The sequence below is a fragment of the Rheinheimera riviphila genome (genome assembly GCF_004005945.1).
GTDB classification, from domain to species: Bacteria; Pseudomonadota; Gammaproteobacteria; order Enterobacterales; family Alteromonadaceae; genus Pararheinheimera; species Pararheinheimera riviphila.
Genome location: NZ_SACS01000004.1, coordinates 99578 through 125729, shown reverse-complemented (window position 1 = coordinate 125729; position 26152 = coordinate 99578). Strand labels below are relative to the sequence as shown.

Genomic DNA, 26152 nt, shown 5'->3' with positions numbered 1-26152 from the left:
CTGCTAAAACCTAAAACCTAAAACCTAAGTTATTTAAAAATTCTGGTATTGCGACAGCTGGATTATCCAGCTGCACTTGCAACGAACTAAATTCCCGCCGTGGCGGATAATGTTTTCTGAGCCAGTCAAAGCCATGACCTTGCAGATGAAATCTGAATAAAGCGTCATCACGGCGAACATCATATAACATACGGCAGACATTTTGGACATCTGAAAGTCTAAAATTTGCAGAAATTTGCAGCTTTTCCATCACTGGAACCGGGCAAAAATCATGCAACTGATGTTTTGGCTCCATTTTCAGTGTTTTACACAGCGCCTGATACAACATTTCCGTTCCGCGCGCTTTACCTTCAATGCTATGACCGGCGATATGCGCCGTGGCGATCCGGGTATAAGGAACCAGCTCCAGCAGTACATTCGGCTCGTTGTCCCAGACATCCAGCACCAAAGGTCGTTTGATGCCGTTTTTTGCTTCGTTCAAGAGCGCCTGATTGCAGGTCACTTCACCGCGCGAGGCGTTGATAATGGCGACATGGGCAGGCAGCTGCTGCAGATTTTGCTGATTGATCAGTTTTAATGTTGGGTAATCGCCTGATTTGACCAAAGGCACATGGAAACTAACGGCGTCGACTTGCGTCAGTAAATCGGCAACATCCAGATGTGGAAAATCAGGCTCATTGGCAGCGCGTAGCGGATCAGATTGCAACACTTTCACTTCAAGCGCCTGCAATGTTTTGACCAACCGCGAGCCAATCTGACCCACGCCAATCACACCCACCGTCCATTGCTGTAATGGTTTTTGCTGTTGCTCGGCCAGTAAAAACAAGCTGCTGAGCACATACTCCACCACTGACTGGGCGTTGCAACCTGGTGCGCTGCTAAAGCTGATTTCACGACTGGTTAAATAAGCCTGATCAATATGATCAACACCAATAGTTGCAGTTCCAACAAATTTTAAGCAATTGTTTTGCGACAATAATTTGGCGTTTACCTGGGTGACTGAGCGCACCAGCAACACATCAGCATCGGCAACCTGTGCTGCAGTGAGCTGCCGGCCATCGACCAACTGCACAGTGCCCAAATCAGCGAAAAACTGTTGCACGTACGGCATATTTTCATCAGCGTAAATTTTCATTTCAGGCCCTGTTCGCCAAAAGTGACCGCATTCTAGACTGCCAGAAATAACAAAGCCACCGCTTGGTGGCATTGTTAAAGTGCAACTCGTATCGGTTAAAATTAACCGCAATACTTTTTATACTTTTTTATTATGCTTTTTTATACTTTTGCATCACTAAAGTGGCATTGGTGCCGCCAAAACCAAAGCTGTTTGACATTACAGTTTCCAGCTTAGCTTCTGTTGGCTTTGTGATGATATTCAAACCTTCAGCAGCTGCGTCCAGTTCACCGATATTAATCGATGGCGCGATAAAACCGTGCTCCATCATCAGCAATGAATAAATCGCTTCGTGCACACCGGCAGCGCCTAAGGCATGACCGGTCATCGCTTTGGTCGCGCTGATCGCTGGTGATTTACCGGCAAACACTTGTTGAATAGCGCCAAGTTCTTTCACATCGCCAACCGGGGTACTGGTACCGTGGGTGTTCACGTAATCAATGGTCGCGCCTACGCCCTGCATTGCCATTTGCATACAACGCACTGCGCCTTCTCCACTGGGTGCCACCATGTCGTAACCGTCTGAAGTAGCACCATAACCAACCACTTCGCCGTAGATTTTTGCGCCACGGGCCAAAGCATGTTCCAGCTCTTCAATCACCAGAATACCGCCACCACCGGAAATGACAAAACCATCACGGTTGGCGTCATAAGTGCGGGAAGCCAGTTCCGGCGTTTCGTTGTATTTGGTCGATAACGCGCCCATCGCATCAAATTCCATCGCTAAGGTCCAGTGCACTTCTTCACCACCACCGGCGAAAATAATGTCCTGTTTGCCAAGCTGAATCAGCTCTACGGCGTGGCCAATACAATGGGCACTGGTAGCACAGGCCGAACTAATGGAATAGTTGACGCCTTTAATCTGGAACGGCGTTGCCAGACAAGCGGAACAAGTACTGGCCATGGTTTTTGGTACGGCATAAGGGCCAACGCGCTTTACGCCTTTTTCGCGCAGAATATCGGCCGCTTCCACCTGTACTTTGGAAGATGCACCACCAGAGCCAACGACCAGACCGGTGCGCGGATGCGACACTTGTTCGGTGGTTAAACCGGCATCTTCAATCGCTTGTTGCATCGCGATGTAAGAAAAGGCTGCGGCATCGGCCATAAAACGAAAGGCTTTGCGATCAATCAGTTCGCTCGGGTCTAATTTGATATTGCCCCAGACTTGCGAACGCAATCCCAGATCAGCAAACTCCTGTGAATAGGTAATACCTGAGCGGCCAGCTTTTAACGAGGCTAACACTTCAGCCTGATTGTTACCGATGCTGGATACAATGCCCAATCCGGTGATTACTGCTCTTTTCATTCTGACTCCTGAGATCTGCAAACTACGATGCTATATGTTAATGAAAGCCATTGTACGGACTTTTCCGTAGCAACTGGTCCAATTTCAGCGCACAGTTGTACACTATTATCTATCCAAATGACAATCAGGTTAAACTGTGCCGATTTTTTTTCGCCAGAGCCATTTCATGCAAGCCATTCAATCCGCGCAAATTCACTACAACGACCAAGGCACGCCGGTTTCCGACTTGTTTGGTGATGTCTATTTTTCCAATGAAAGTGGCCTGGAAGAAACCCAATATGTGTTTTTACGGCAAAATGGCTTGCCCGAACGCTGGTTGCAACATCCTGCCGAATTTTTCCATATTATTGAAACCGGTTTTGGCACCGGTCTAAATTTTTTACTGGCCTGGCACAATTTTCGACAAGCTTTGGCCGCCTCTCCCGCCATGCGCTGCCAGCGTTTGTATTTCAGCAGCTTTGAAAAATATCCAATTACCCATGCCGATTTAACTTTGGCGTTAACACAATGGCCAACCCTGGCGCCACTGGCAGCAGAACTATTGGCGCAATACCCGTCCGCGCTGCCGGGTTGCCATCGATTACAGCTTAACGACGGCAAAGTGATCCTCGACTTGTGGTTGGGTGATGTGCATGACTCAATGCCGCAATTGTCGTTGCGCAATCAGGCAGATGCCTGGTTCCTCGATGGCTTTGCGCCCAGTAAAAACCCACAAATGTGGCAACCGGAATTGTTCAGCCAAATGGCGCGCTTGAGTAAACCAGGCTGTACTGTAGCCACTTTTACCAGTGCCGGTTTGGTGCGCCGTGGTTTGAGTGAAGTTGGTTTTCAGGTCAAAAAAATCAAAGGTTATGGTCGCAAGCGCGAAATGAGTGTCGGGACTTTCGCCGCGCCAGCGTCAGCAGCTGCAGCCGTGCCAGCCACGGGAACAGCCGCAGATATTTTCATCGCCGGTGGTGGCCTGGCTTCAATTTGCCTGGCATTGGCGCTGGTCAACCGCGGTCAAAAAGTGCATTTGATTTGTAAAGATAAAGAGATCGCCAACGGCGCTTCGCACAACCGCCAGGGCGCCTTATACCCGCAATTACAAAGTACTTTTAGTGCGGTGTCGGCATTGCATGCCCATGCTTTTGGTTTTGCACGTCGTTTTTACCAACGCCTACATAAGCAAAACTTTGAATTTCCACATGATTTCTGTGGTGTGTTGACCTTAGCCTGCACCGATCAACTTGCCTTACGGCAGCAGAAAATCAGCCAGCAACCGGTCTTTACCGAAACGTTGCTGCAACCTTTGACCCAACAGCAAGCCAGCGAAGTTGCAGGCGTGACGCTGCCATTTCCAGGATTGTTTTTTCCGCAAGGCGGCTGGATTGCACCGCAGCTGTTTTGTCAGTCGGCATTAACGTACTTACTGCAACAAGCTGGTTTTACGGTGAGTTTTGATTGTGAACTGCACGATGCAGCCTTTGAACAGAGCAGCGGCTTGTGGCAACTCAAGACCAGCCAAGGTTTACATCAAAGCAAGCAGCTTTGCCTGGCAACCGGTGCGGCACTCGCAACACTACCGATGGCCTCAAAGCTGCCGGTGAATCTGGTGCGCGGACAAGTCAGTCATCTGCACAGCGAAGGTATGGCGGGACTACAAACGGTTATCTGTCATCAAGGCTATATCACACCTGCGGCAGTAGCCTTTAGCGGACAAGCCGAACATTGTGTGGGTGCGACTTTTGACCGTAGTCGTCAGCAAGCGATTGAACTGGAAGAAGATAACGCAGCTAATTTGGCGCTGGTGAATAAGGTTTTGCAGCAACCGGCCTGGTTTAACGATGCCGAAGTCATATCCGCCAAAGCCGGCGTGCGGGCAACCATCCCCGATCATTTACCGCTGGCTGGCTCCCTTGCCAATAAAGCCGTGGTATTTGGCGGACTTGGTGCCCGCGGTTTATTGTTCGCGCCTATACTTGCCGAACAGCTCGCCGCTGAGCTTTGTGGTGAACCAACACCGCTACCGGTGGAATTAGCAGCCTTGGTGTCACCTCGACGATTCGAGCAATCATAACGCGCCAAGGCGATTTACAACTTCGCCAGTTGCACCACAGCGCGGCGGTTGGTGCCACGACCACGGCTGGTTTCATTCGGCGCGACGTGGCGTTTTTCGCCGAAGCCTTCGGTTTTGACCAGTTTTTCATCCACCCCGGCGCTGACAAAAAACGCTTTTAAAGTTGCAGCACGCTTGCGTGACAACTCTTCGTTAATCCAACGCCCGCCATAGCTGTCGGTAAACGTATCAATCGTTACTCCAGCCAGCGCTTTATCGTGTTTCAGATATTCAGCAATTTGATCCAATCTGGCTTGCGACTCGCGGGTTAACTCGTCGCTGTTGGATTGATAGTTCAGCACCGTCATCGCAATATCTTCAAAGGTAAACCGCAACAACCCCGTCATACATTGATTAAATTTCTGGAATGGCTCGGAAAAACGCAGTGGATTGATGGCCGCCGCCACCTGATCAAAGGGGCTGTGCCAGTCGGAAAAATAAAAGGTTGGACTAAATCCTTGTTCCAGCTCGGTTAACAAAGTCCAGGCTTCTTTTTTTGGTAATCCACCGTCAAATTGTTTCAGGATGGCCAAGTCTGCAATGGGTTTGGCAATTTCACCAGCACGCCACTGCGGCGGTACCGACATCACTTTGGCCAGGCCATAATCGTCTGGTAACCGCGTCATTTTTAATTCAAATAACAGATTCAGTTCTTTGTTGGCGAGGCTACTAAATCGCGCTTCGCCAAAATTTGGAATGTTGTGACTGAGTTCACATTTTAAGGCGCTGGCATTGGTCACGGCCCAATTCGCCTGTTCGATCGTGGCAGCATATTGCCGGATATTCATGCGCGCCTGGCTGGCTGTTGCCACCAGCACTAAACCCAATAACAGAGTTTGCTTAAATTTCATTGGGCCTCCTGCGTCGCAACCAGGGGAGTGCTGACGCTATCTAACTATTCTGGCAGTCTTTAGGACTTATCGGTCGGGAACTTGACATAAATGTCGGCTGCAGACTCTGATTATTTTTTCTTGCAAAGGCTGTGCCGCGACAAGACGAAACTGTTTTTTTTTGGCATACTGCCCGCCCGACTGGCCTGCAGGTTTACCCATGACTCAAGCGTCAACATTACTTTCTCAACGGTTCCGTGGTTATTATCCCGTCGTCATCGACGTCGAAACTGCCGGATTTAACGCTCAAACCGACGCCTTATTAGAAATTGCCGCTACCTTGCTGACGATGGATGATTCAGGTCAACTGCAGATCGCCCAAACCCTGCACTTCCATGTTGAGCCCTTTGAAGGCGCAATATTAAATCCTAGCTCATTAGCTTTTAACGGCATTGACCCATTTAATCCACTGCGGGGTGCCGTGTCTGAACGCGAAGCACTGACCGAGATTTTTAAAGCAGTGCGAAAAGCGCAAAAAGATGCCGGCTGTCAACGCGCGGTGATGGTGGCGCACAATTCGGCTTTTGACCAAGGTTTTTTAAACGCTGCCGTTGAGCGTAACAGCATTAAACGTTCGCCTTTTCATGCTTTTGTATCTTTTGATACCACCACGTTGGCAGCGCTGGCGTTAGGTCAAACCGTGCTGGCAAAAGCTTGTCAGGCGGCTGGTATTGCTTTTGACAACAAAGAAGCCCACAGCGCCTTATATGATACCGAACGCACTGCAGAACTGTTTTGCCATATCGTCAATCGCTGGCAAAATTTAGGCGGCTGGCCTCCGCCCTTCCTTGGCACCGTCAATGATGAGCCGGAAGACATCGCTGCGGAATGATCAGCACTGTCGGTTTACTCGCTTTATGAAGATCAAATACATGATTTAAATAGCAAAAAAGCAGCCTTGGCTGCTTTTTTCATTTGTTGCGTACCACTGCGTGATTTATTCAGCAGGCTGCGTATCTTCAGGTTTTTTGAATTTCGCAGCAGTTTCTTTAATCAGCGGCTGCAATTCACCACGTTGAAACATTTCCAGCATAATGTCACAACCACCGACCAATTCACCTTCTACCCACAATTGTGGAAAGGTTGGCCAGTTGGCGTATTTTGGCAGTTCAGCACGAATATCCGGGTTTTGCAGAATGTCGACATAAGCGAATTGTTCACCACAAGCGATCAGCGCTTGTGAAGCCTGCGCTGAAAAACCACAGCTTGGAAATTTTGGTGAACCTTTCATAAACAGAATAATTGGGTTATCTGTCAGTTGTTGTTTAATTTTGTCGATCGTTTCCATGGTGAGCCTCTGCCTTACAGCACAAAAAAAGTTAAATCATTTTACCAGAGGATTTGAGGTCAGCCACTTGAGTTTTCAAGATCTGCCCCAAAAATAAAACCTAGCATAAAACCAACATCACGGGCGTTAAAGCCGGTTTGGTACTCAGGTATAACTTGAGTATTTTAGTCAGGTTTTGTAGGCTACGCGATGCAGACACCATAAACAACGTCAGTGGAGAATTAGAAATGGCCTTTGAATTACCAGCATTACCGTTCGCAAAAGATGCGTTATTACCACATATCTCCCCAGAAACTCTGGACTACCACCATGGCAAGCACCACAACGCTTACGTCGTGAAACTGAATTCTTTGATTGAAGGCACTGCGCACGCTGGCAAATCGCTGGAAGATATTATCAAAGCATCAGAAGGCCCGGTATTCAACAATGCCGCGCAAATCTGGAACCACACTTTTTACTGGCACTGCCTGGCACCCAATGCCGGTGGCGAACCAACGGGTGCTTTAGCAGAAGCTATCAACGCCAAGTGGGGTTCTTTCGCGGCGTTCCAGACCGCTTTTAACGACAAAGCAGTCAACAACTTCGGTTCAAGCTGGACCTGGTTAGTGAAAAAAGCCGATGGTACTTTAGACATCGTCAACACCAGCAACGCCGGTACACCGTTGACCGACAGTTCAGTGACACCAGTCCTGACTGTGGATCTGTGGGAACACGCTTATTACATCGATTTCCGTAATGCCCGTCCAACGTACCTGAACGCCTTCTGGGCGCTGGTAAACTGGAACTTTGCTGCGGCAAACTTTGCCAAGTAATTGGCGACTTTAAAGTCGTTGTTGGCTGAGTAACTTTTAGTTGCCAGCTTTGCAAACCCGGCCCTATGCCGGGTTTGTTGTTTTTACTCCCCTTGCCCTCGCTTCAACTAAGCTTGTTGCGCTGTCGACGAAGCCACTTGCGCTTCAGGCTGTCTCAGATCGCCGTTTGTCGAAAATTTCATAAAATTCTGTCAATTAGCTGGGCGAAGCCAGATTTTACTGTCTAACCTTTAAACATAACACCGGTTCAGTCTCATGTTTTTATGACAAGGTTGCGGAGGTGCATATGGGTATTTTTGAGCACTACAAGTCACGTTACGAAGCCGCGCGGGAAGAGGAATACAGTATTTCTGAATTCCTGACGCTGTGTAAAGGTGACAAAAGTTGTTACGCCAGCGCGGCCGAGCGGCTATTGATGGCGATTGGTTCTCCCGAGTTTATTGATACCGCTCAGGATCCAAAACAAAGTCGTTTATTCTCCAATCGGGTGATTGCCCGTTATCCGGCATTTTCTGAGTTTTATGGCATGGAAGACGCCATTGAACAAATTGTCGCCTACCTAAAACATTCGGCACAAGGCCTGGAAGAGCGCAAACAAATCCTCTATTTGCTGGGGCCGGTCGGTGGTGGTAAATCATCACTGGCAGAAAAGCTGAAATCGCTGATGCAGCAAGTGCCGATCTATTATCTCAAAGGCTCACCGGTGTATGACAGCCCACTGTGCCTGTTTGACTTAAATGAAGATGGCAATATTCTGGAGCAAGAATACGGCATTCCAAAACGCTACTTAAAAACCATTATGTCGCCTTGGGCCAGCAAACGGTTGCATGAATTTAACGGCGATATCAGCGCATTTAAAGTGGTCAAAAAATATCCATCCATTCTGGATCAGATTGCCATTGCCAAAACCGAACCTGGTGATGAAAACAATCAGGATATTGCCTCGCTGGTGGGTAAAGTCGATATCCGGCAGCTCGAACATTTCGCCCAGAATGACCCCGATGCCTATAGCTATTCCGGCGCGTTATGCCGTGCCAATCAGGGCATGATGGAATTCGTGGAAATGTTTAAAGCACCGATTAAAGTGCTGCATCCACTGCTGACTGCAACGCAGGAAGGCAACTACAACGGCACTGAAGGCCTGGCGGCGCTGCCGTTTGAAGGCATTATTCTGGCGCACAGCAATGAATCGGAATGGCAAACCTTTCGCAACAACAAAAACAATGAAGCCTTTTTAGACCGGGTTTATATCGTAAAAGTGCCTTATTGCCTGCGCGTGTCGGAAGAAGTAAAAATTTACGAAAAACTACTGGAACACAGTGAGTTAAAAGTATCCCCTTGCGCTCCTGGTACTTTAACCTCGTTGGCGCAATTTGCGGTGCTGTCGCGGTTGAAACTACCGGAAAACTCCAGTCTGTATTCAAAAATGCGGGTCTATGACGGCGAGAGCTTAAAAGACACCGACCCCAAAGCGAAATCCTATCAGGAATATCGTGATTACGCTGGCGTCGACGAAGGCATGACCGGACTCTCCACCCGTTTTGCCTTTAAAATTTTATCGCGGGTGTTTAACTTCGACAGCACGGAAGTTGCGGCCAACCCGGTGCATTTATTTTATGTGCTGGAGCAACAAATTGAACGCGAACAATTCGCCGCCGATGTCGCCGAGAGGTATCTGGAGCACTTAAAAGGTTATCTCATTCCGAAATATGTCGAGTTTATCGGCAAGGAAATTCAGACCGCTTATCTTGAATCTTACTCTGAATATGGCCAGAACATCTTTGATCGCTATGTAATTTATGCCGATTTTTGGATCCAGGATCAGGAATACCGCGATCCGGAAACCGGTCAGTTGTTTGACCGCTCCGCACTTAATGCAGAACTGGAGAAAATCGAAAAACCAGCCGGCATCAGCAATCCGAAAGATTTTCGCAATGAAATTGTGAATTTTGTGCTGCGGGCCAAAGCCAAAAACAATGGCAAAAACCCAACCTGGACCAGCTACGAAAAACTGCGCACTGTGATCGAGAAAAAGATGTTCTCCAGTACCGAAGAGTTGCTGCCGGTGATTTCGTTTAATGCCAAAACCTCGACCGACGATCAGAAAAAACATGATGATTTTGTCGATCGGATGATGGAAAAAGGCTATACGCGCAAACAGGTCCGCTTGTTGTCTGAGTGGTACTTGCGGGTACGGAAATCGCAGTGATGCTAAGGGTCAGCCGGAGGTTTTATGGCGCATTTTATCGATCGACGCCTGAACGGCAAAAACAAAAGCGCGGTGAACCGGCAACGGTTCATCCGGCGTTATAAGCATCAGATTAAACAAGCGGTTTCCGATGCGATCAGTAAACGCAGCGTCACCGATATCGACAGTGGCGAGTCGGTGACGATTCCTGGCCGTGATATCACTGAGCCATTTTTTCATCAGGGCAAAGGCGGCCATCGCGAAATGATCCATCCTGGCAACGATCAGTTCAGCCCGGGTGATCGGATCAAACGTCCTTTGGGTGGACAAGGCGGCGGCTCTGGTCAGGGCGAAGCCAGCCAGGATGGTGAAGGCGAAGATGAATTTGTATTTTCGATTTCCAAAGATGAATATTTAGATCTGCTGTTTGAAGATTTGGAACTGCCAAATCTGAAGAAAAATCAGCTGGATAAGCTGGTGCAATACAAAAATGTCCGTGCGGGATATCGCTCAGAAGGCGTGCCGAGCAATATCGATATTGTGCGCTCGCTGCAAGGCTCGTTAGCAAGACGCATCGCCATGAGTGCCGGCAAGAAAAAACAGTTACACGAACTGGAACAAGAAATTGCCCTGCTGGAGCAGGATGCAGTACCCGACCAGCATCAACTGCAGTTGCTGCGCACCGAAGTGTTGGAACTGAAACGGCGCATTGGCGCAGTGCCCTTTATTGATAGTTTTGATTTAAGGTTTCGAAACTTCGCCAAAAGACCGGAGCCGACCAGTAAAGCGGTGATGTTTTGTCTGATGGACGTATCCGGCTCAATGGATCAGGCGACCAAAGATATGGCAAAACGCTTTTATATATTGCTGTATATGTTCTTAAGCCGCAGCTATAAAAACGTCGATGTGGTGTATATCCGCCATCATACTCAGGCCAAAGAAGTCGACGAGCAGGAGTTTTTCTATTCGCAGGAAACCGGCGGCACTATTGTTTCCAGTGCGCTCAAATTGATGGCCGAGATTGTCAAAGACCGCTACGACCCGACGCAATGGAATATCTATGCGGCGCAGGCGTCGGATGGTGATAATTGGGCCGATGACAGCCCACAATGTGCCTCTTTGCTGACCGAACAGCTACTGCCGTTTGTGCGTTATTACGCCTATATCGAAATCACCCAACGGCCACATCAAAGTCTGTGGCAGGAATACGAAAAGCTGTTAGCTGGCTTTGATAACTTTGCGATCCAGCCAATTCGTCAGGTCAGTGACATCTATCCGGTGTTTCGAACCTTGTTTAAAAAACAAGCTGCTTAACATCATCAAGGAGTGCAGGATGACCGCCAAGCCGAAAACCGCATTAGCATCAACGGCTGCACCAAGCGTGACGCCACTGTCAGATGGTCCGGACTGGACCTTTGACCTGTTAACCCAATATCAGGCCGAAATTGAACGGGTGGCCAAATTTTATCAACTCGATTATTACCCGAATCAAATTGAAATTATCACTGCCGAACAAATGATGGACGCGTACTCCAGCGTGGGCATGCCGCTGGGTTACAACCACTGGTCTTATGGCAAAAAATTCATCCAGACCGAGCAGAACTACAAACGTGGTTTTATGGGGCTGGCCTATGAAATTGTGATTAATTCCAACCCTTGTATTGCCTATCTGATGGAAGAAAACACCATTACCATGCAGGCGCTGGTGATGGCGCATGCTTGTTATGGTCATAATTCTTTTTTTAAAAACAATTACTTATTTAAAACATGGACCGACGCTTCATCGATTATTGATTACCTGGTATTTGCGAAAAAATACATCAGTGATTGTGAAGAAAAATACGGCCTCAGCGAAGTGGAAGATATTCTCGATTCATGTCATGCGCTGATGAACTACGGCGTGGATCGCTACAAAAGACCACAAAAAATTTCGATGGACGAAGAGCAGCGCCGGCAAAAGGATCGGGAAAGTTATCTGCAATCGCAAGTTAATCAGCTGTGGAAAACCATTCCGAATAAAGGCCAACAAGCAATAGCCGAAGAACGGCATTTCCCGGCAGAGCCGCAGGAAAACATTCTGTATTTTATTGAAAAAAATGCACCTTTATTAAAACCGTGGCAGCGGGAAATTGTGCGGATCGTGCGTAAAATTTCGCAATATTTTTACCCGCAAAAACAAACCCAGGTGATGAACGAAGGCTGGGCCACATTCTGGCATTACACCATTTTGCAGCATTTATATGGTGAAGGTTTCGTCACCGACAAATTTATGCTGGAAGTACTGCATAACCATACCAATGTGGTGTTCCAGCCGCCGTACAATTCGAAGTATTACTCCGGCATTAACCCCTATGCCCTTGGTTTTGCGATGTTTTGTGATATCAGGCGCATTTGTGAACAGCCGACAACCGAAGATAAACTCTGGTTTCCTGATATTGCCGGCAGCAACTGGGTGGAAACCATGCATTTTGCGATGCAAAACTTTAAAGATGAGAGTTTTATCAGCCAGTACCTGTCACCGAAAATCATCCGCGATTTTCACCTGTTTGCCATCGTCGATGACGATAAAGAAAATTCGCTGGAGGTGGCGGCTATTCACAATAACGAAGGCTATCAACACATTCGTTCAATGCTGTCTGCCCAGTATAACCTGAGCAATATTGAACCCAATATTCAGGTATGGAATGTCGACGTCAGTGGCGATCGCTCGTTAACACTGCGCTTTGTACCAAATAAACGGGTGCCTTTGGCTGATAGTTATCACCAGGTACTGAAACACTTGCACCGGCTCTGGGGTTTTACCGTCAGGCTGGAGCAACTGAACGAGGACAATACGGTACGGCAGTTGTTGATGGTGCCGAATTAGTCAGGTATCTGTAAAATCTGCAGATGTAAACGAAAATACAGGAGATGAAGAAGCAGACTACGCAGACTCGCCGTAAACCCGTCCTTGGGGGCTCATCTGCGGCGTCCATGCCGCAGAAGGTCTGCTTAACTCTGCTTCCTCACCTCCTCGAATTCTAAGAACTTATCTATTCACGTACCGAAAAAAATACCAGTCGCCGAAGTGACTGGTACTCGCTAACGACTAAAGTTGTCGACTCGACCATCAATATCAGCCAGCCGACAATTGCTCTGCACTCTGACACAAAGTGACCTGATTGCGGCCATTGGCTTTAGAGGTGTAAAGCGCTTTGTCGGCCGCTTCAATCCAGTTCCGGTGTTCCGACATGCTGCTGTGGTACTCAGCAATACCGACACTCACCGTGACCCGAAGTAATTGCTGATTGTACTCGATGGCCAGATTCTCTACGGTTTTTCGCAGACGTTCAGCGAAAAACATCGCCTGATCTTCAGTGGTATCAACTAATAGCACCGCAAATTCTTCGCCGCCATAACGACCAGCGACATCCGTTTCACGCAGGTTTTTCTTCACTGCCTGCGCCACTTCTTTAATCACCGCATCACCCGCCGCATGGCCAAAGGTATCGTTGACGCGCTTGAAATGGTCGATATCACACATCAACAAGGCGCTGCGATGACCGCTGCGTTTAAGCCGCTTGAACTCCGTTGTCAACGCATCTTCCCAATGACCACGATTATTCAGCGCGGTCAAAAAGTCGGTTTTTGATAACTGCCGCAACTGGCCGTTCATCGACTCCAACTCCAGTCGGCTGGTGGCAACATCGGTCACATCATAAATAATCATGCATAAATGCGTCACCACACCACGCACATCGGTGATTGGAAAAATGGTGCTGTTTTGGTACATGTAATCAGCAGAGCCGGTGATAGGCCGGTAATTGCGGAATTTGAAGATATAAGGCCGTTGCTCCCAAATGGTAAAAGCTTTATTTTTCAAAAGGATCACCGGATCACATTTACGCCTTAGCCACTCTTCATCAATTTCGGAAAATAAATCAAATAAATGCCGATCGCGCACCTGCCTTGGTGTCAGACCGCTATGGTTTTCCATAAAACCATTCCAGACCTGTATTTTGTAGTCGATGGTTAACACCACCAGACCCACATCTACCGTCTGGAACATGTCCAGTAACCAGTGTACTTCGGAAACATCTGAGTTTATATGTGACATAACTACTCTTCTAACAAGAATGCGACTTTATAATTCATGGTTTTAATACTGTCTTCAGTAAAAAGCAGTAATAAATCACAATTAATATTATAGTTTTCAATGCCATAACTTATTTCAATTGCCAGCGTGCGCTTCCAGCGTTTGGCATTGGCTTTGATCATTTCACTGATCGGCGCATGTTGCCCAAGCACCACCGGATGGCCCTGGCTGAAGGTCATATCAATTTGTTCCGCCAGCCCTTTTAACACCGCACCGATCAGAATATTGCCGATATCCATTAACAGCTCAAGCTCGGTTTTATTGGTGAGTTTGCCAGTGTAATTCAGCAGTTTGGCAATATCGGCAAAACTCGAATCATTCAGAATGAGTAAGGCTTCACCTGAAATACCACCACCAATAAAGCCCTGGCAGACCGCTGAAGTGGTTTGCTTTTGCTCCACCGAAGCAATCGCCATATGCAATTCGCTAACTTCTATCACATTGACGTTCGGGATCGGGAGTTTGACAAATACTTTGAGCAACCGCGCCAGCAAATCACCAGCCTGCCCCATCGCGACGTTGGTGAGTTCCTGAAAGACATCACGCAGAATGGGATCCAGCGCAAAATCGCCGGCCAGCTGATTGGCATTCATGGCGCGATCAATCACTTGTTTACTGTCGGCCGCACTATGGGCTGAGACAAACTGCTGCAATACTTCGGTCAGTTTTTCTGCCGCCACCGGCTTTCGGATAAAATCCAGTGCGCCATAACCAAGCACCCGCTCGCGGGCTTCCGGTTGAATATCGCCAGAGACCACCACCACTTTGACTGGTATTTTTTGTTGGGAAATGGCCTGGAGTACCTCGTACCCATCAAGGATTGGCATATTTAAATCGAGGAATAACAAATCAATTGGCTGGCGCTTTAATACTTCAAGCGCCTCTTGGCCGTGCCCGGCAAAGGAAATTTTTTCTTGCCATTCGGCAGGCAGGCTACGTGCCATCTGCTTACGCGCCAGATTTGAGTCATCACATATCAAAACCGCAGCTACCATTAGACACCTGATTCACGTATTGTTAGTTTTCAGTGTAGCGCTGAAATCTTGATAGTGCGAATAAAAAACATCCCTGCGCAGCACCAGCCGTTAAGTGCTTAACAGATTGAATTACTGATTAAATTCCCAAGCCACTTGTGTTGTTTCCTAAGGAGAACTCGAATGAAAAAAATGTCATGCTGTGCCGCTACGATTGGCTTGTTACTGCTGAGTTTCAGTGCCACGGCAGTTGATTTGACAGCAAGCTTACCCAGCCGCCTTTCTGACATTAAAGCGGGTGAGCGGCAAATTGAATTGCTAGGCACTGCGGCGGTGCTGCAACAACAGGCTCCGGATTTTAAAGTGGCTGATCAAGCATTCAAAGCGGTCAAACTGAGCGATTTTAGTGGCAAAACGGTGCTACTCAGTGTTGTTCCCAGTCTTGATACGGGCGTCTGTTCGATTCAGACCAAAAAATTCAATCAGGAAGTGGCGGCATTGCCTGCTGATGTGGTGGTGATGACCATTTCTACCGATTTACCCTTTGCCCAAAAACGCTTTTGTGTGCAGGAAAAAGTCGACAAATTACTGGTGTTGTCGGACGCGGTCTGGGGCGATTTTGGCAGCAGTTATGGGTTAAGAATTAAGGACATGGGTATTTTGAGCCGTGCGGTATTAATTATTGATCCCAGCGGCAAACTGGTCTATCAGCAGCTGGTACCCAGCTTAGGGCAAGAACCTGACTATGCTGCTGCACTGACTGCGTTGAAAACAGTGACTGCAAAAAAATCTTAAATTTTCCCCTTGAAACTGTCATCGCCGACCTTATTTTATGAAGCAGGATGCCTGAACAGGATCCTGAAACGGACTGGTCCAACATTGGAGAGTCCTTTTTAATCAAAGGTTTAACTACATGTTTAACTACAGAGTTAACTAATTTGCTTACTTATTGAGGAATTGGCGATGACAACTTTAGACTTCACTCCATTTTACCGTTCTTTTATTGGTTTTGATCATCTGGCTGGCCTGATGGACGCCGCTGCCCGTAATGAAAAACAACCGGCTTATCCACCTTACAACATCGAAGTAACCGGCGAAGATCAGTATCGGATCACCATGGCGGTTGCAGGTTTTGATCAACACGAATTATCGATTGAAACCGAACACAACAAGTTGGTGGTCAAAGGGCAAAAAGCCGATAAAACCGAAGATCGACGCTTTTTACATCAGGGCATCGCTGAGCGCAATTTTGAACGCAAGTTCCAGCTGTCCGACTATATCAAAGTGACAGGCGCCAATGTGCACAGCGGTTTGTTGCATATTGAACTGGTGCGCGAAGTTCCGGAAGCGTTAAAACCACGCCGGATTAATATTGGTCAGGGCCAGCCGTCAACTTTATTGACGCAGCAAAACGCCGCCAATAGCGAAACAGCGGCATTAACAGTCGCAAGTAACGGCTAACTTCTCCTAATCAAGCGCCCGGATAAATTCAAGGATCTGGGCGTTGACTAACTCTGCTGCTGCCACCGGCCCCATATGACCGGCTGGCAGCGTCTTCACGCTGGCCTCTGGCCAAACCCCTTGTAATAACTCAGAAATGAATAACGCTGAACGCCGGCTTTCTGACCCACGTAGCAGCAATATCGGGCAGTTAATCTGCTGATAATCCATAAGCGTGGCGGGTTCGCCAATCAACGCTGCGAAATCCTGCGGTACTTTCCACACCTGTGCGGCCATCTGTTGCTGCATTCGCGCTGGCAGATGCTGAAAATAATCCTGTTGCTGCCAATAATCGACAAACAACCGTGCGGCGTCCCAGGCTGGCAGATCGGGCATCTGCTGCGATAACGCTACCACTTCAGCGGTGAGCCTAATAGCCTCGGCATCTGCTGAATGCGCCAGCAAATGAAACGCCACTGGCTCATACAGAATTAACGCTTTGAGCTTAATTTTACCGGTACGCGCCAGATGTAAGACCACAGCGCCGCCAAACGAATGGCCAATCAGCAGCATCGGTTGTTGGCGTATTGCCGCCGGGATCTGCGCAAGTACCGCATCAGCTTCGACAGCTAGCTGATGTTTGGGGGCTGCCTGAAATTCAGCGACCGGCTGGCTGCCATAACCCAACAAATCCGGCAGCAGTAGCTGATACTGCTCACCAAGCTGTGCCGCCAGCGGTAACCATTGTTTGTGGCTACTCAGCGAGCTGTGTAACAACAATACCGGCTGACCTTGGCCGACAATTTTCATCGAATTAAGCCTGGCCCAACACTAAAAATGCAGCACTGCTTAACAAAGCGATAAAAGTGCTGATCATACCAATCATCCGCGGTAATGAAGTTCCGCTGGTTTTAGTCAGACCAATGGCGTGGCTTACTCTGCCGAATACAGTCAGACCGCCAACCAGATGTAACTGCCACAATGCTGCGCCCTGAATTTCCAGAACCAGCAATAAAATCAACAATAAGGGTACATACTCAGCGAAATTGCCATGGATCCGCACTGCTTTGACTAATGCCGGTTGTTGGCCATCGCCCAAGCCAACTCTGCTCTTCACACGCTGCCTGACCACAAGCCCGGCTAACACCACATACATCACCGCTAAGGCTGCAGCGTAATATGGAAGTACGGTTAAAGTCATGGTTACCACCCCTGTAATTGTTGCAGCACCAGCTGCCGGAATAATTGAATATGGCAAGGCGAATCATTCAGCGCCTTGATGTATTGATAGTCTTCACCACCAGCATGCAGGAATACTTCACAGTTTTCTACCGCGATTTCCTCCAGCGTTTCCAGACAATCGGCCGAAAATGCCGGGCACAACACCTGGAGCTTTTTAATACCTTGCCCCGGTAACTTTTCCAGCAGCTGATCGGTATATGGTTGTAACCACTGCTCTTTACCGACGCGAGATTGGAAACTCACCAGCACTTGCTCTGCGGTTAAACCTAAATCAGTCGCCAGATTGGCCGCCGTCTCCCGGCAATGCCGCTCATAAGGGTCACCAAGTCTGACAAAACGCTCCGGGATCCCATGAAAGGATAACAGCAGCGCATCGGCCTGCCCCTGTTTTGCCCAGTGCGCGCGCACTGAACCGGCCAGCGCGCTGCGATATGCCGGTAAATGATGATAATGCTTCTGCATGCGGATTTCCGGCAAATCCCGTTGTTGCTGCAGATAACTGCTGATTTGATCGGAGATGGCGGCGGTGGTGGTGGCGGAATATTGCGGATACAGCGGCAGCACCAAAAAACGTTCAACGCCTTGGGCGCGCAGCTCGTCCAGCACCGAAGCTATTGAAGGGTTACCGTAGGTCATGGCGTAACGCACCTGCACCGGTAAGCCGCCCATCAACATGGCGTTCCCCAGCGCTTTGGTTTGCCGCTGCGTGATCACCCGCAGCGGTGAGCCTTCATCCCACCAAATCGACTGATAGAGTTTGGCAACACGTCGGCCGCGAAATGGCAGGATAATCCCGCGCAAAATACACTGCCATAAAATCGCCGGATAATCGACCACCCGTTGATCAGACAAAAATTGCTGCAAATAACGTTGAATGGCTGGAACAGTCGGCTCGTCCGGTGTGCCAAGATTGACCAGCACCACCGCATATCGCTGCAATGGTAAGGTTAAAGTGGGGGTCATAAAAAACCTTCTCTAAAAGCAAACTGTGGCGAAGTTTAGCATGTTGTTTTGAACCAGCATGTCGAAATAAAGCGATGTGGATCATCGACTTTTCACCAAGCCCATGCAGATAGTGGCAGCAACCAGGCGTAAAAAAACCCACCAGGTGGTGGGTTTTCTCAATAGGCAGCTGGAACAAAGCTGTTAAGCCAGTACTTAGCTCAATAAAGCCAACAACTGCGCACTCACTGAATCAACCGGCTGGGTGCCATCTAAATGATGGTACTTGGTCAGCCCCTGTTCGGCTTGGTTACGGTAATAACCGACCAGCAGTTCAGTTTGCTCGTGATAAACACCTAACCGTTTACGCACGGTTTGTTCTTTATCATCTTCACGGATCACCAGTTCTTCACCGGTCAGATCATCAATACCGGCCACTTTTGGTGGATTGTAGCTGATGTGGTAAACCCGGCCTGAAGCTGGATGGACACGACGGCCGCTCATCCGCTCGACGATCACATCGTCCGGCACATCAAATTCAATCACAAAATCAACCACCACGCCGTTGTCTTTCATCGCATCGGCTTGCGGAATAGTGCGTGGGAAACCGTCTAACAAGAAGCCATTGGCACAATCTTCTTTTGCGATCCGCTCTTTCACCAGACCGATAATCAGATCATCTGACACCAGCTGACCAGCGTCCATCACCTGTTTTGCCGCGACGCCAAGCGGTGTGCCCTCTTTAATTGCAGCACGCAGCATGTCACCGGTGGAAATTTGCGGGATGCCAAACTTACTCATCAGAAACTGCGCCTGAGTTCCTTTTCCGGCACCTGGGGCACCCAACAAAATAATACGCATACAAAACCTCGAGTAGCTGGGGATTGATCCAATCGTTGTAAGGGACGGATCTTTACACAATGTCTGTCATCAGACAAGAAATTTGTCGCCATATGTCTGCTCATCAGATTAGTCAAGGCTACTTTGGTCGTAATATGGCAAATCAGCAGATTGCCTGAACTTTGCTATTTAACAGCGGTTTTTTGATAGTTTTCTTTAGGTTACAGCCAGTTGTATTCGACCAAAGTGCTAGCAGTGATAAGCCTTAGCGGACAGATGAGTTTTGATCCGGCAAACTATAAATTTGCTGTACTGCTGAAATTTGCACCAGCTTTTACGCGGGGTTAATTTTATCATTTATGATTATTTATCATGCAGATATGAATAACCATCATCCGAAGCAGCTAAGCAATGTCGCAGTAAAATGTGCCGTTCTGGTTGTTGCAAATAAAAAACGGACAAAGCCTCGCGGATTTGTCCGTTTACAACGATTCGGGAACAGCAGTTTTGTTACTTCGCCAGATCCAGCAACAAGCTGTTTAAGCGGGTGACAAAGCTAGCCGGATTTTTCAGACTGCCACGTTCTGCCAGTAGCGCCTGTTCAAAAATAACCTCGGCCCATTGTTTAAAGCGGCTTTCGTCCTGGACGTCGGCAATATGCTTCACCAACTGATGATCAGGGTTTAACTCAAAAATTGGTTTTACTTCAGGCACTTTCTGGCCAACCGATTCCATCAGCTTCATCATCTGCGTGCTCATATCGAACTCGTCAGTGACAATACAAGCCGGGCTGTCGGTTAAACGATGACTGACTTTGACGTCTTTGACCTGGTCACCCAGCGCAACTTTAAAGCGTGCCGCCACCGCAGCAAACTGTTGTTCAGTTTCTTGCTGTGCTTGTTTGGTCGCTTGGTCATCCAACTTACTCAGATCCAAACCACCTTTGGCCACCGACCGCAGTTTTTTACCGTCAAAATCGGTCAGATGTTGCATCAGCCATTCGTCGATGCGATCAGATAACAACAATACTTCGATGCCTTTTTTGCGCAGCACTTCCAAATGTGGGCTGTGTTTGACCGCTTCATAGCTGTCGCCGACCAGGTAATAAATGTCGCTTTGCGACTCTTTCATCCGGCTGACATAGGCTTCTAAACCAACGTTTTGAATATCGCTGTCGTTGTTTGTTGAGGCGAAACGTAGCAATTTAGCAATTTGATCTTTGTTGGCGAAATCTTCAGCCGGGCCTTCTTTGATCACCTGACCAAACTCATTCCAGAAGGTCTGGTATTCAGCTTGATCTTCAGCCTTGGCCATTTTTTCCAGCATTTTCAGTACGCGTGACGTACAGCCTTTGCGCAGGCTTTGCGTCACTTTGGTATCTTGCAGAATTTCGCGCGACACGTTCAGCGGTAAATCGCTGGAGTCCAGTACACCTTTGATAAAGCGCAGGTAACTTGGCATAAACTGTTCAGCGTCATCCATGATAAACACGCGCTGCACATAGAGTTTCAGACCATGACGGGCTTCGCGGTTCCATAAATCAAACGGCGCTTTTTTCGGCACATAGAGCAGGCTGGTATAGTTGCTGTTGCCTTCAACTTTGTTGTGACTCCAGCTTAATGGCTCGGTCCAGTCATGCGAAATGTGCTTGTAGAATTCCTGATATTCGGTCTCTGACACTTCAGATTTGTCACGCATCCAAAGGGCAGTGGCTTTGTTGACCACTTTCCAGTGACCTTCAGTTGCCGCAACTTTTTCGCCGTCTTCGCCTTCAGTTTCAGCGCTGCCCTCTTCCCACATTTGTACCGGAATAGAGATGTGATCAGAATATTTAGTAACGATGCCTTCGACTTTCCATTTACCGAGGAATTCCGTTTCGGCGTCGCGCAGGTGCAGGATAATATCGGTACCACGGCTTGATTTGCTGATTGGCGTTAAAGTGTATTCACCTTCACCTGATGATTCCCATTCCACAGCGCTGTCGGCAGCGGCACCGGCTTTGCGGGTACGGACTGTGACTTTGTCGGCGACAATAAATGCTGAGTAAAAACCAACCCCAAACTGGCCAATCAGCTGTGAGTCTTTGCTGGCTTCGCCGGATAATTGCGAGAAAAATTCTTTGGTGCCGGATTTAGCGATAGTGCCTAAGTGACTAATCACTTCATCGCGGGTCATCCCAATACCGTTGTCGCTGATGATAATGGTTTTGGCGGCTTCATCGAGGCTGATCCGCACGCGTAAATCGCCGTCGTTGTCGTATAAGCTACTGTCAGATAAGGCTAAAAAGCGCAGTTTGTCAGCCGCATCCGAAGCGTTGGAAACCAGTTCGCGCAAAAAGATTTCTTTGTTTGAATACAAAGAATGGATCATTAACTGCAGCAGTTGTTTTACTTCGGCCTGAAAGCCATGCGTTTGTTTTTGAGTTGTTTCAGTCATTTACCGCTCCTGTGATCAATATTACCGCCAGCCACGCCACCCTGGTACCCCATGAGTGCCGCAGGCGTTGCAGGGGATGTACCCGAAAATTTAAAACCAATTTGGTTTTGAACTGACAGCTATATGGGGGAGTAAGGCATAAGTTTCAAGGGGGGAAATTAGTTGGTTGTTGCGTCAAAAGAGCCTGAAACGTCAGGCTCTGGTGAATCATCTGGATAAAATTGTTGGTCGGTTAAAACGGCTTACGGCCACTAAAGGCATACGACAGCGTACTGCCATCAACATATTCCAACTCACCACCAACCGGCATGCCCTGCGCCAGCCGCGATACCTGGATCTGATGTTTCTTGCACAGTTCCGCAATATAAAAAGCGGTGGCATCACCTTCAATCGTGGGGTTGGTCGCCAGGATCACTTCCTGTACCTGGCCTTGCGCCAGTTGTTTGGCAAGTTGATCCAGGCCAAGCTCAGCCGGGCCAATGCCATCGAGCGGTGACAGCTGACCACGTAATACAAAATAACGGCCGGCGAACAAGCCTGTTTGTTCAATCGCATATAAATCGGCGGCGCTGGCCACAATACACATGACCGCACTATGACCACGGACCGGATGGGTACAGATCTGACACAACTGGCCTTCGCAAAAAGTACGGCATTGCTGGCAATGTCCGACTTTTTGCATCGCCTGCTGCAGCACTTGCGCCAATTGCATACCACCTTCGCGATTACGCTCCAACAGCTGATATGCCATGCGCTGCGCCGACTTTGGCCCCACTGAAGGTAACAATCGCAAAGCATCAATTAACTGCTGTACCAGCGGTGTATGCTTACCCATGCCATCTCATCCTGAAGCTGTTTACTGTCATTGAAGGCCGCATTAAAACGGCATTTTAAAACCAGGCGGCAACTGCATGCCACCGGCAACACCCGACATTTTTGCTTTGCTGGTTTCTTCAACCCGACGTACTGCGTCGTTGATGGCTGCAGCAATTAAATCTTCCAGCATTTCTTTGTCATCTTGCATCAGGCTGTCATCAATACTGACGCGACGCACGTTGTGGTTACCCAGCATTGTCACTTTCACCATGCCGGCACCTGATTCGCCAGTCACTTCTAATTTGGCGATTTCTTCTTGCGCACGCTGCATTTTTTCCTGCATCTGCTGCGCCTGTTTCATGATATTACCCATGCCACCTTTAAACATAATTGTGCTCTCTCTTTGCGTTAGGCTTGGATCATCGCGGCAATTCGGATCTGCTGCAACCCGCTGGCGATGGTCAGATAGTTACCGGAAACGTCGGGTCAAATGGCGGTATGACGCTTCACTGCAGCAGTGACAAGCTGTGCGCTGCTACACTTTGTTCTGGGCGACACGATAATCAGATCACAGTCAAAATACAAGGGATCCCGCCTTTTGCGCGCAATGGTCGGCTAATTAACCAACAAGCTATCTGCCACTAATTCGGCGGCAAAATGTTGTTGCAGCGCCTGCACCAACGGATCTGCCGCCAGTACTGCAGCGACATATATCCGGCGTGCTTCGTCAATCCGCTGCTGAATAGCGATCGGGCAATCTGGTACTTGTTCACAAAATTCGATGTCGAGTGTCAGCGGTTGTTGATAAGAACCAGACAACACCGTTTGCAGCGTCTGTTGGTTCTTCTCGTTATCCAAATGGCGTTGACTGGCCATCACCTGCAGTTTTAGCTGCGAGCCGTGCAGCTCAGCGCTGGCATGTAACAGAAACAGCCGCATCAGGCCGCCAATAGCCAGCTGATCAATCCGCGCTGCCCATGGGTCTATTTGACTGGCATATTTAACGGCAAAATTACCGGCGTCGATGCTGCCATGAAAATACAGCGGCTGGCTGCTGATGTCGGCGACCGCCACATGCTGCACGGATTCAGCAGAGAAATCGGTATTGTCCTGGTCCAGTACCTGCAAACTATCGAGCAGTGCATGGCGGATTGGTTGCGCCTCGTCACTCGCTGACGCTTTATCTTTGTCGGGATCAGAGCTTGGTTCATCCGCCTGATATTGCTGCCAGGCCCAATCACCACCGGCGCTATCAGCCACCGGATCTGGCTCTTCATCGGGATCATGATTGTCGACGGATGTATTGATGACTGCCATGGTCGTGATTGGCTGCCATTCATCGTCTTGCTCTTCAGCAGTAACTGGCGCCGGTGCTGGAGTTGGCGTTGGAATTGTCAGCGGTGCTGCAGATACAGCCGTAACTGTAATCTGCGGTGCAACTGGTTTCGCAAGCTGAGGCGCCGGTTGGCGCTCAGACTTTTTTTCGTCAACAGCTCCGGCAGTAGCCGCCAGTGCACGACGAGCAATAATACTGGCCGTGATCGGGTCAATTTGTGGTGTCGCTGGATCCGCAACGGTATCCACAGGCGCTGTTTGTGGTTCGGCAACAGGTAGATCGGCAACAACAGCAGCCTGAACCGGCACTGCAACAGGGCTTGTCGTCGAACTTGCAACCGGAGCTGTCATCGTCGGTAAGCCTGCAGCAGAAAGTGCCGCAGCACGGCCGCTCTGCGTGGTGTTTTCGGTGATATCCTGGCCAGGCGTCGCCGGGACAAAGGCAATTGCGCGCAATAACGCCATTTCAATGCCGGTACGAGCATCCGGGGCATAGGGTAAATCTTTTTTGCCAGACAACAACAGCTGGTAATACAGCTGAATAGCTTCAGCACTTTGCGATTTTGCCACGGCTCGTACAAACGCCGACTCGGTCAAAGCAAGTTCAGCTGCACTGAGCTGGAACTGGCACAACGCAGCAAGATGCAACAGCGACAGCATATCGTCCAGCACCGAATGCACCTGGCTATGCTGCGTCATCAGCTGCATCAAATGGTGTTGCATCAACGGCAAGTCGCGGTTCAGCACATCTTGCAGTAATAATTCAGCCCAGGATTGTTCCAAAAACCCCAGCATTTCGCGCACTGGCCCCAGTTCAATATGGCCGTTGGTTTGGGCAATTGCCTGATCGGTTAAACTCAGTGAATCCCGCAAACTGCCTTTGGCGGCGCGCGCTAATAACGCCAGCGCTTCATCTTCGGCGGCAATTTTTTCTTCGCTCAGAATATAAGCCAGATGCTGTTTAATTTGGCTTTGGCTCAGCGCTTTTAAACTGAACTGCAGGCAACGCGATAAGACAGTAATGGGTAATTTTTGCGGATCGGTGGTCGCCAGCAGAAACTTTACGTGTGGCGGTGGTTCTTCCAGCGTTTTGAGCAGCGCATTAAAACTGTGTTTGGACAGCATATGCACTTCATCGATCAGGTAAACCTTGTAACGACCACGGCTAGGTGCGTATTGCACGTTGTCGAGTAAATCGCGGGTATCTTCAACTTTGGTGCGCGAAGCGGCATCAATTTCAAGTAAATCAACGAAGTAGCCTTTGTCGATTTCAACGCAGGCACTGCAGACACCACAAGGTGTCGCGGTGACCCCTTGTTCACAGTTCAGACTTTTGGCAAAGATCCGCGCGATGGTGGTTTTACCGACACCACGGGTGCCGGTGAATAAATAGGCATGATGCAGACGGTTCTGGGTCAGCGCATTGGTCAGGGCCGCTTTGACATGGTCCTGCCCTACCAGCTGGCCAAAGTTTTGTGGCCGCCATTTTCGCGCTAACACCTGATAACTCATCTGCTTTCCTTGATTACCAACAACCGGGCCTGAAAGGCCCAGCAGCAAATTCAGTGCTTAGTGGCCAGCAAAATCAATCAGGCTATAGACATTTAACTGTAACGCCGCGAGACGTTGATCACCACCTAAATCCGGCAGATTCACCACAAAAGCAGCATCACTGACGTTGCCACCTAAACGGCGCACTAATTTGGTGGTGGCATCAATAGTACCACCAGTCGCCAATAAGTCGTCAACTAACAATACTTTATCACCAGGCACTATCGCATCCAGGTGAATTTCCAGCGTGTCTTGACCATATTCCAGCTGATAACTTTCGGCGATGCGCTCACGCGGTAACTTGCCCGGTTTACGCACTGGCACAAAAGCAACACCTAAGGCATACGCCAGTGGCGCACCAAAGATAAAACCACGGGATTCAGTACCGACAATTTTGGTAAAACCCTGATTGGCATAACGCTGTTTGAAGTTGTCGATCACCGCGGCAAAAGCCACCGGATCCTGCATCAGACTGGTCACATCGCGAAATAAAATGCCCGGTTTTGGATAGTCCGGTACTGATTTAATTACCTGTTCGAGCATCGTGGTGAACGCTGTTGCTTGACTCATAATCGTGGTCACTCTAAAAAGATATAAAACATCAATGGCAGACGGTGTGCTGCGGCTAGTGACAAAAAAACCGCCAACCGGCGGTTCTTCTGATCAAAAAGTGGCTTAACCC

23 protein-coding genes are annotated in these 26152 nt (G+C 48.8%); 8 read left to right on the top strand and 15 right to left on the bottom strand.

Annotated features, from left to right (window positions below):
* Positions 1 to 10: 10 nt before the first annotated feature.
* Together EOE67_RS05640 and fabB are read right to left on the bottom strand one after the other, a co-directional pair.
* Positions 11 to 1135 (bottom strand): 4-phosphoerythronate dehydrogenase, encoded by a 1125-nt coding sequence (locus EOE67_RS05640; protein WP_127698074.1) that lies wholly within the window; start codon positions 1133 to 1135, stop codon positions 11 to 13.
* Positions 1136 to 1265: 130 nt separating this feature from the next.
* Entirely contained in the window at positions 1266 to 2483 is a 1218-nt protein-coding gene (gene fabB, locus EOE67_RS05635) for a beta-ketoacyl-ACP synthase I (RefSeq protein WP_127698073.1), read from the bottom strand.
* Positions 2484 to 2649: 166 nt separating this feature from the next.
* Between fabB and mnmC the strand changes: the two genes are divergently transcribed.
* Positions 2650 to 4542, top strand: coding sequence for a bifunctional tRNA (5-methylaminomethyl-2-thiouridine)(34)-methyltransferase MnmC2/FAD-dependent 5-carboxymethylaminomethyl-2-thiouridine(34) oxidoreductase MnmC1 (mnmC, locus tag EOE67_RS05630; protein ID WP_127698072.1), 1893 nt, complete (start codon positions 2650 to 2652; stop codon positions 4540 to 4542).
* 14 nt (positions 4543 to 4556) lie between these two features.
* Here the strand turns inward: mnmC and EOE67_RS05625 are convergent, their stop codons facing one another.
* A complete protein-coding gene (locus EOE67_RS05625; protein ID WP_127698071.1) occupies positions 4557 to 5432 on the bottom strand; it encodes a flagellar protein MotY in 876 nt (291 codons plus the stop codon).
* A gap of 199 nt (positions 5433 to 5631) precedes the next feature.
* Between EOE67_RS05625 and rnt the strand changes: the two genes are divergently transcribed.
* The gene (rnt, locus tag EOE67_RS05620; protein ID WP_127698070.1) at positions 5632 to 6303 is read left to right on the top strand and encodes a ribonuclease T; all 672 of its coding nucleotides are present in this window, start codon (positions 5632 to 5634) and stop codon (positions 6301 to 6303) included.
* A 105-nt stretch (positions 6304 to 6408) separates the two neighbouring features.
* On the opposite strand, the gene EOE67_RS05615 is transcribed toward rnt, so the two are convergent.
* Positions 6409 to 6759 (bottom strand): Grx4 family monothiol glutaredoxin, encoded by a 351-nt coding sequence (locus EOE67_RS05615; protein WP_127698069.1) that lies wholly within the window; start codon positions 6757 to 6759, stop codon positions 6409 to 6411.
* A 227-nt stretch (positions 6760 to 6986) separates the two neighbouring features.
* On the opposite strand from EOE67_RS05615, the gene EOE67_RS05610 reads away from it, so the two are divergent.
* The 4 genes from EOE67_RS05610 to EOE67_RS05595 all read left to right on the top strand — a co-directional run bounded on the left by EOE67_RS05610 (position 6987) and on the right by EOE67_RS05595 (position 12625).
* The gene (locus EOE67_RS05610; RefSeq protein WP_127698068.1) at positions 6987 to 7571 is read left to right on the top strand and encodes a Fe-Mn family superoxide dismutase; all 585 of its coding nucleotides are present in this window, start codon (positions 6987 to 6989) and stop codon (positions 7569 to 7571) included.
* A 286-nt stretch (positions 7572 to 7857) separates the two neighbouring features.
* A complete protein-coding gene (locus EOE67_RS05605; RefSeq protein ID WP_127698067.1) occupies positions 7858 to 9780 on the top strand; it encodes a PrkA family serine protein kinase in 1923 nt (640 codons plus the stop codon).
* A 24-nt stretch (positions 9781 to 9804) separates the two neighbouring features.
* Complete coding sequence (locus EOE67_RS05600; RefSeq protein ID WP_127698066.1) at positions 9805 to 11073, top strand: YeaH/YhbH family protein; 1269 nt, start codon at positions 9805 to 9807, stop codon at positions 11071 to 11073.
* Positions 11074 to 11092: 19 nt separating this feature from the next.
* Positions 11093 to 12625, top strand: coding sequence for a SpoVR family protein (locus EOE67_RS05595; protein ID WP_127698065.1), 1533 nt, complete (start codon positions 11093 to 11095; stop codon positions 12623 to 12625).
* Between the two features lie 249 nt (positions 12626 to 12874).
* Here EOE67_RS05595 and EOE67_RS05590 read toward each other — a convergent pair whose 3' ends face one another.
* Positions 12875 to 13855 carry a sensor domain-containing diguanylate cyclase gene (locus EOE67_RS05590; protein ID WP_127698064.1) on the bottom strand — a complete coding sequence of 327 codons (981 nt, stop codon included), beginning with the start codon at positions 13853 to 13855 and terminating at the stop codon, positions 12875 to 12877.
* A gap of 2 nt (positions 13856 to 13857) precedes the next feature.
* Entirely contained in the window at positions 13858 to 14838 is a 981-nt protein-coding gene (locus EOE67_RS05585) for a response regulator (protein WP_240652724.1), read from the bottom strand.
* A 213-nt stretch (positions 14839 to 15051) separates the two neighbouring features.
* On the opposite strand from EOE67_RS05585, the gene tpx reads away from it, so the two are divergent.
* On the top strand, positions 15052 to 15663 hold the full coding sequence (gene tpx, locus EOE67_RS05580) for a thiol peroxidase (protein WP_127698062.1): 612 nt from the start codon (positions 15052 to 15054) through the stop codon (positions 15661 to 15663).
* Between the two features lie 168 nt (positions 15664 to 15831).
* Positions 15832 to 16329, top strand: coding sequence for an Hsp20 family protein (locus EOE67_RS05575; RefSeq protein WP_127698061.1), 498 nt, complete (start codon positions 15832 to 15834; stop codon positions 16327 to 16329).
* 6 nt (positions 16330 to 16335) lie between these two features.
* Here EOE67_RS05575 and EOE67_RS05570 read toward each other — a convergent pair whose 3' ends face one another.
* The 9 genes from EOE67_RS05570 to apt form a co-directional block, all read right to left on the bottom strand.
* Positions 16336 to 17118 (bottom strand): alpha/beta fold hydrolase, encoded by a 783-nt coding sequence (locus EOE67_RS05570; protein ID WP_127698060.1) that lies wholly within the window; start codon positions 17116 to 17118, stop codon positions 16336 to 16338.
* 4 nt (positions 17119 to 17122) lie between these two features.
* The gene (locus EOE67_RS05565) at positions 17123 to 17509 is read right to left on the bottom strand and encodes an MAPEG family protein (protein ID WP_127698059.1); all 387 of its coding nucleotides are present in this window, start codon (positions 17507 to 17509) and stop codon (positions 17123 to 17125) included.
* 2 nt (positions 17510 to 17511) lie between these two features.
* Positions 17512 to 18513, bottom strand: coding sequence for a ferrochelatase (gene hemH / locus EOE67_RS05560; protein ID WP_127698058.1), 1002 nt, complete (start codon positions 18511 to 18513; stop codon positions 17512 to 17514).
* Between the two features lie 195 nt (positions 18514 to 18708).
* Positions 18709 to 19353, bottom strand: a complete 645-nt coding sequence (gene adk / locus EOE67_RS05555; protein ID WP_127698057.1) for an adenylate kinase — start codon at positions 19351 to 19353, stop codon at positions 18709 to 18711.
* 489 nt (positions 19354 to 19842) lie between these two features.
* Positions 19843 to 21768 carry a molecular chaperone HtpG gene (gene htpG / locus EOE67_RS05550; protein WP_127698056.1) on the bottom strand — a complete coding sequence of 642 codons (1926 nt, stop codon included), beginning with the start codon at positions 21766 to 21768 and terminating at the stop codon, positions 19843 to 19845.
* Positions 21769 to 22000: 232 nt separating this feature from the next.
* Positions 22001 to 22603: a recombination mediator RecR gene (gene recR / locus EOE67_RS05545; RefSeq protein ID WP_127698055.1), complete on the bottom strand. Its 603-nt coding sequence runs from the start codon at positions 22601 to 22603 to the stop codon at positions 22001 to 22003.
* Positions 22604 to 22645: 42 nt separating this feature from the next.
* Positions 22646 to 22972, bottom strand: a complete 327-nt coding sequence (locus EOE67_RS05540) for a YbaB/EbfC family nucleoid-associated protein (protein ID WP_127698054.1) — start codon at positions 22970 to 22972, stop codon at positions 22646 to 22648.
* 227 nt (positions 22973 to 23199) lie between these two features.
* Positions 23200 to 25431, bottom strand: a complete 2232-nt coding sequence (gene dnaX / locus EOE67_RS05535; RefSeq protein ID WP_127698053.1) for a DNA polymerase III subunit gamma/tau — start codon at positions 25429 to 25431, stop codon at positions 23200 to 23202.
* A gap of 57 nt (positions 25432 to 25488) precedes the next feature.
* Positions 25489 to 26040, bottom strand: coding sequence for an adenine phosphoribosyltransferase (gene apt, locus EOE67_RS05530; protein WP_127698052.1), 552 nt, complete (start codon positions 26038 to 26040; stop codon positions 25489 to 25491).
* Between the last annotated feature and the right edge of the window lie 112 nt (positions 26041 to 26152).

What these genes read in the sequence shown, in the direction of transcription:
- EOE67_RS05595 (WP_127698065.1), top strand. Translation starts at nt 11,093, where the DNA reads ATGACCGCCAAGCCGAAAACCGCATTAGCATCAACGGCTGCACCAAGC.
- fabB (WP_127698073.1), bottom strand. Translation starts at nt 2,483, where the DNA reads ATGAAAAGAGCAGTAATCACCGGATTGGGCATTGTATCCAGCATCGGT.
- EOE67_RS05640 (WP_127698074.1), bottom strand. Translation starts at nt 1,135, where the DNA reads ATGAAAATTTACGCTGATGAAAATATGCCGTACGTGCAACAGTTTTTC.
- EOE67_RS05615 (WP_127698069.1), bottom strand. Translation starts at nt 6,759, where the DNA reads ATGGAAACGATCGACAAAATTAAACAACAACTGACAGATAACCCAATT.
- EOE67_RS05610 (WP_127698068.1), top strand. Translation starts at nt 6,987, where the DNA reads ATGGCCTTTGAATTACCAGCATTACCGTTCGCAAAAGATGCGTTATTA.
- EOE67_RS05625 (WP_127698071.1), bottom strand. Translation starts at nt 5,432, where the DNA reads ATGAAATTTAAGCAAACTCTGTTATTGGGTTTAGTGCTGGTGGCAACA.
- EOE67_RS05600 (WP_127698066.1), top strand. Translation starts at nt 9,805, where the DNA reads ATGGCGCATTTTATCGATCGACGCCTGAACGGCAAAAACAAAAGCGCG.
- apt (WP_127698052.1), bottom strand. Translation starts at nt 26,040, where the DNA reads ATGAGTCAAGCAACAGCGTTCACCACGATGCTCGAACAGGTAATTAAA.
- EOE67_RS05540 (WP_127698054.1), bottom strand. Translation starts at nt 22,972, where the DNA reads ATGTTTAAAGGTGGCATGGGTAATATCATGAAACAGGCGCAGCAGATG.
- recR (WP_127698055.1), bottom strand. Translation starts at nt 22,603, where the DNA reads ATGGGTAAGCATACACCGCTGGTACAGCAGTTAATTGATGCTTTGCGA.
- EOE67_RS05575 (WP_127698061.1), top strand. Translation starts at nt 15,832, where the DNA reads ATGACAACTTTAGACTTCACTCCATTTTACCGTTCTTTTATTGGTTTT.
- EOE67_RS05565 (WP_127698059.1), bottom strand. Translation starts at nt 17,509, where the DNA reads ATGACTTTAACCGTACTTCCATATTACGCTGCAGCCTTAGCGGTGATG.
- rnt (WP_127698070.1), top strand. Translation starts at nt 5,632, where the DNA reads ATGACTCAAGCGTCAACATTACTTTCTCAACGGTTCCGTGGTTATTAT.
- dnaX (WP_127698053.1), bottom strand. Translation starts at nt 25,431, where the DNA reads ATGAGTTATCAGGTGTTAGCGCGAAAATGGCGGCCACAAAACTTTGGC.
- hemH (WP_127698058.1), bottom strand. Translation starts at nt 18,513, where the DNA reads ATGACCCCCACTTTAACCTTACCATTGCAGCGATATGCGGTGGTGCTG.
- tpx (WP_127698062.1), top strand. Translation starts at nt 15,052, where the DNA reads ATGAAAAAAATGTCATGCTGTGCCGCTACGATTGGCTTGTTACTGCTG.
- EOE67_RS05605 (WP_127698067.1), top strand. Translation starts at nt 7,858, where the DNA reads ATGGGTATTTTTGAGCACTACAAGTCACGTTACGAAGCCGCGCGGGAA.
- EOE67_RS05585 (WP_240652724.1), bottom strand. Translation starts at nt 14,838, where the DNA reads ATGGCACGTAGCCTGCCTGCCGAATGGCAAGAAAAAATTTCCTTTGCC.
- EOE67_RS05570 (WP_127698060.1), bottom strand. Translation starts at nt 17,118, where the DNA reads ATGAAAATTGTCGGCCAAGGTCAGCCGGTATTGTTGTTACACAGCTCG.
- EOE67_RS05590 (WP_127698064.1), bottom strand. Translation starts at nt 13,855, where the DNA reads ATGTCACATATAAACTCAGATGTTTCCGAAGTACACTGGTTACTGGAC.
- htpG (WP_127698056.1), bottom strand. Translation starts at nt 21,768, where the DNA reads ATGACTGAAACAACTCAAAAACAAACGCATGGCTTTCAGGCCGAAGTA.
- mnmC (WP_127698072.1), top strand. Translation starts at nt 2,650, where the DNA reads ATGCAAGCCATTCAATCCGCGCAAATTCACTACAACGACCAAGGCACG.
- adk (WP_127698057.1), bottom strand. Translation starts at nt 19,353, where the DNA reads ATGCGTATTATTTTGTTGGGTGCCCCAGGTGCCGGAAAAGGAACTCAG.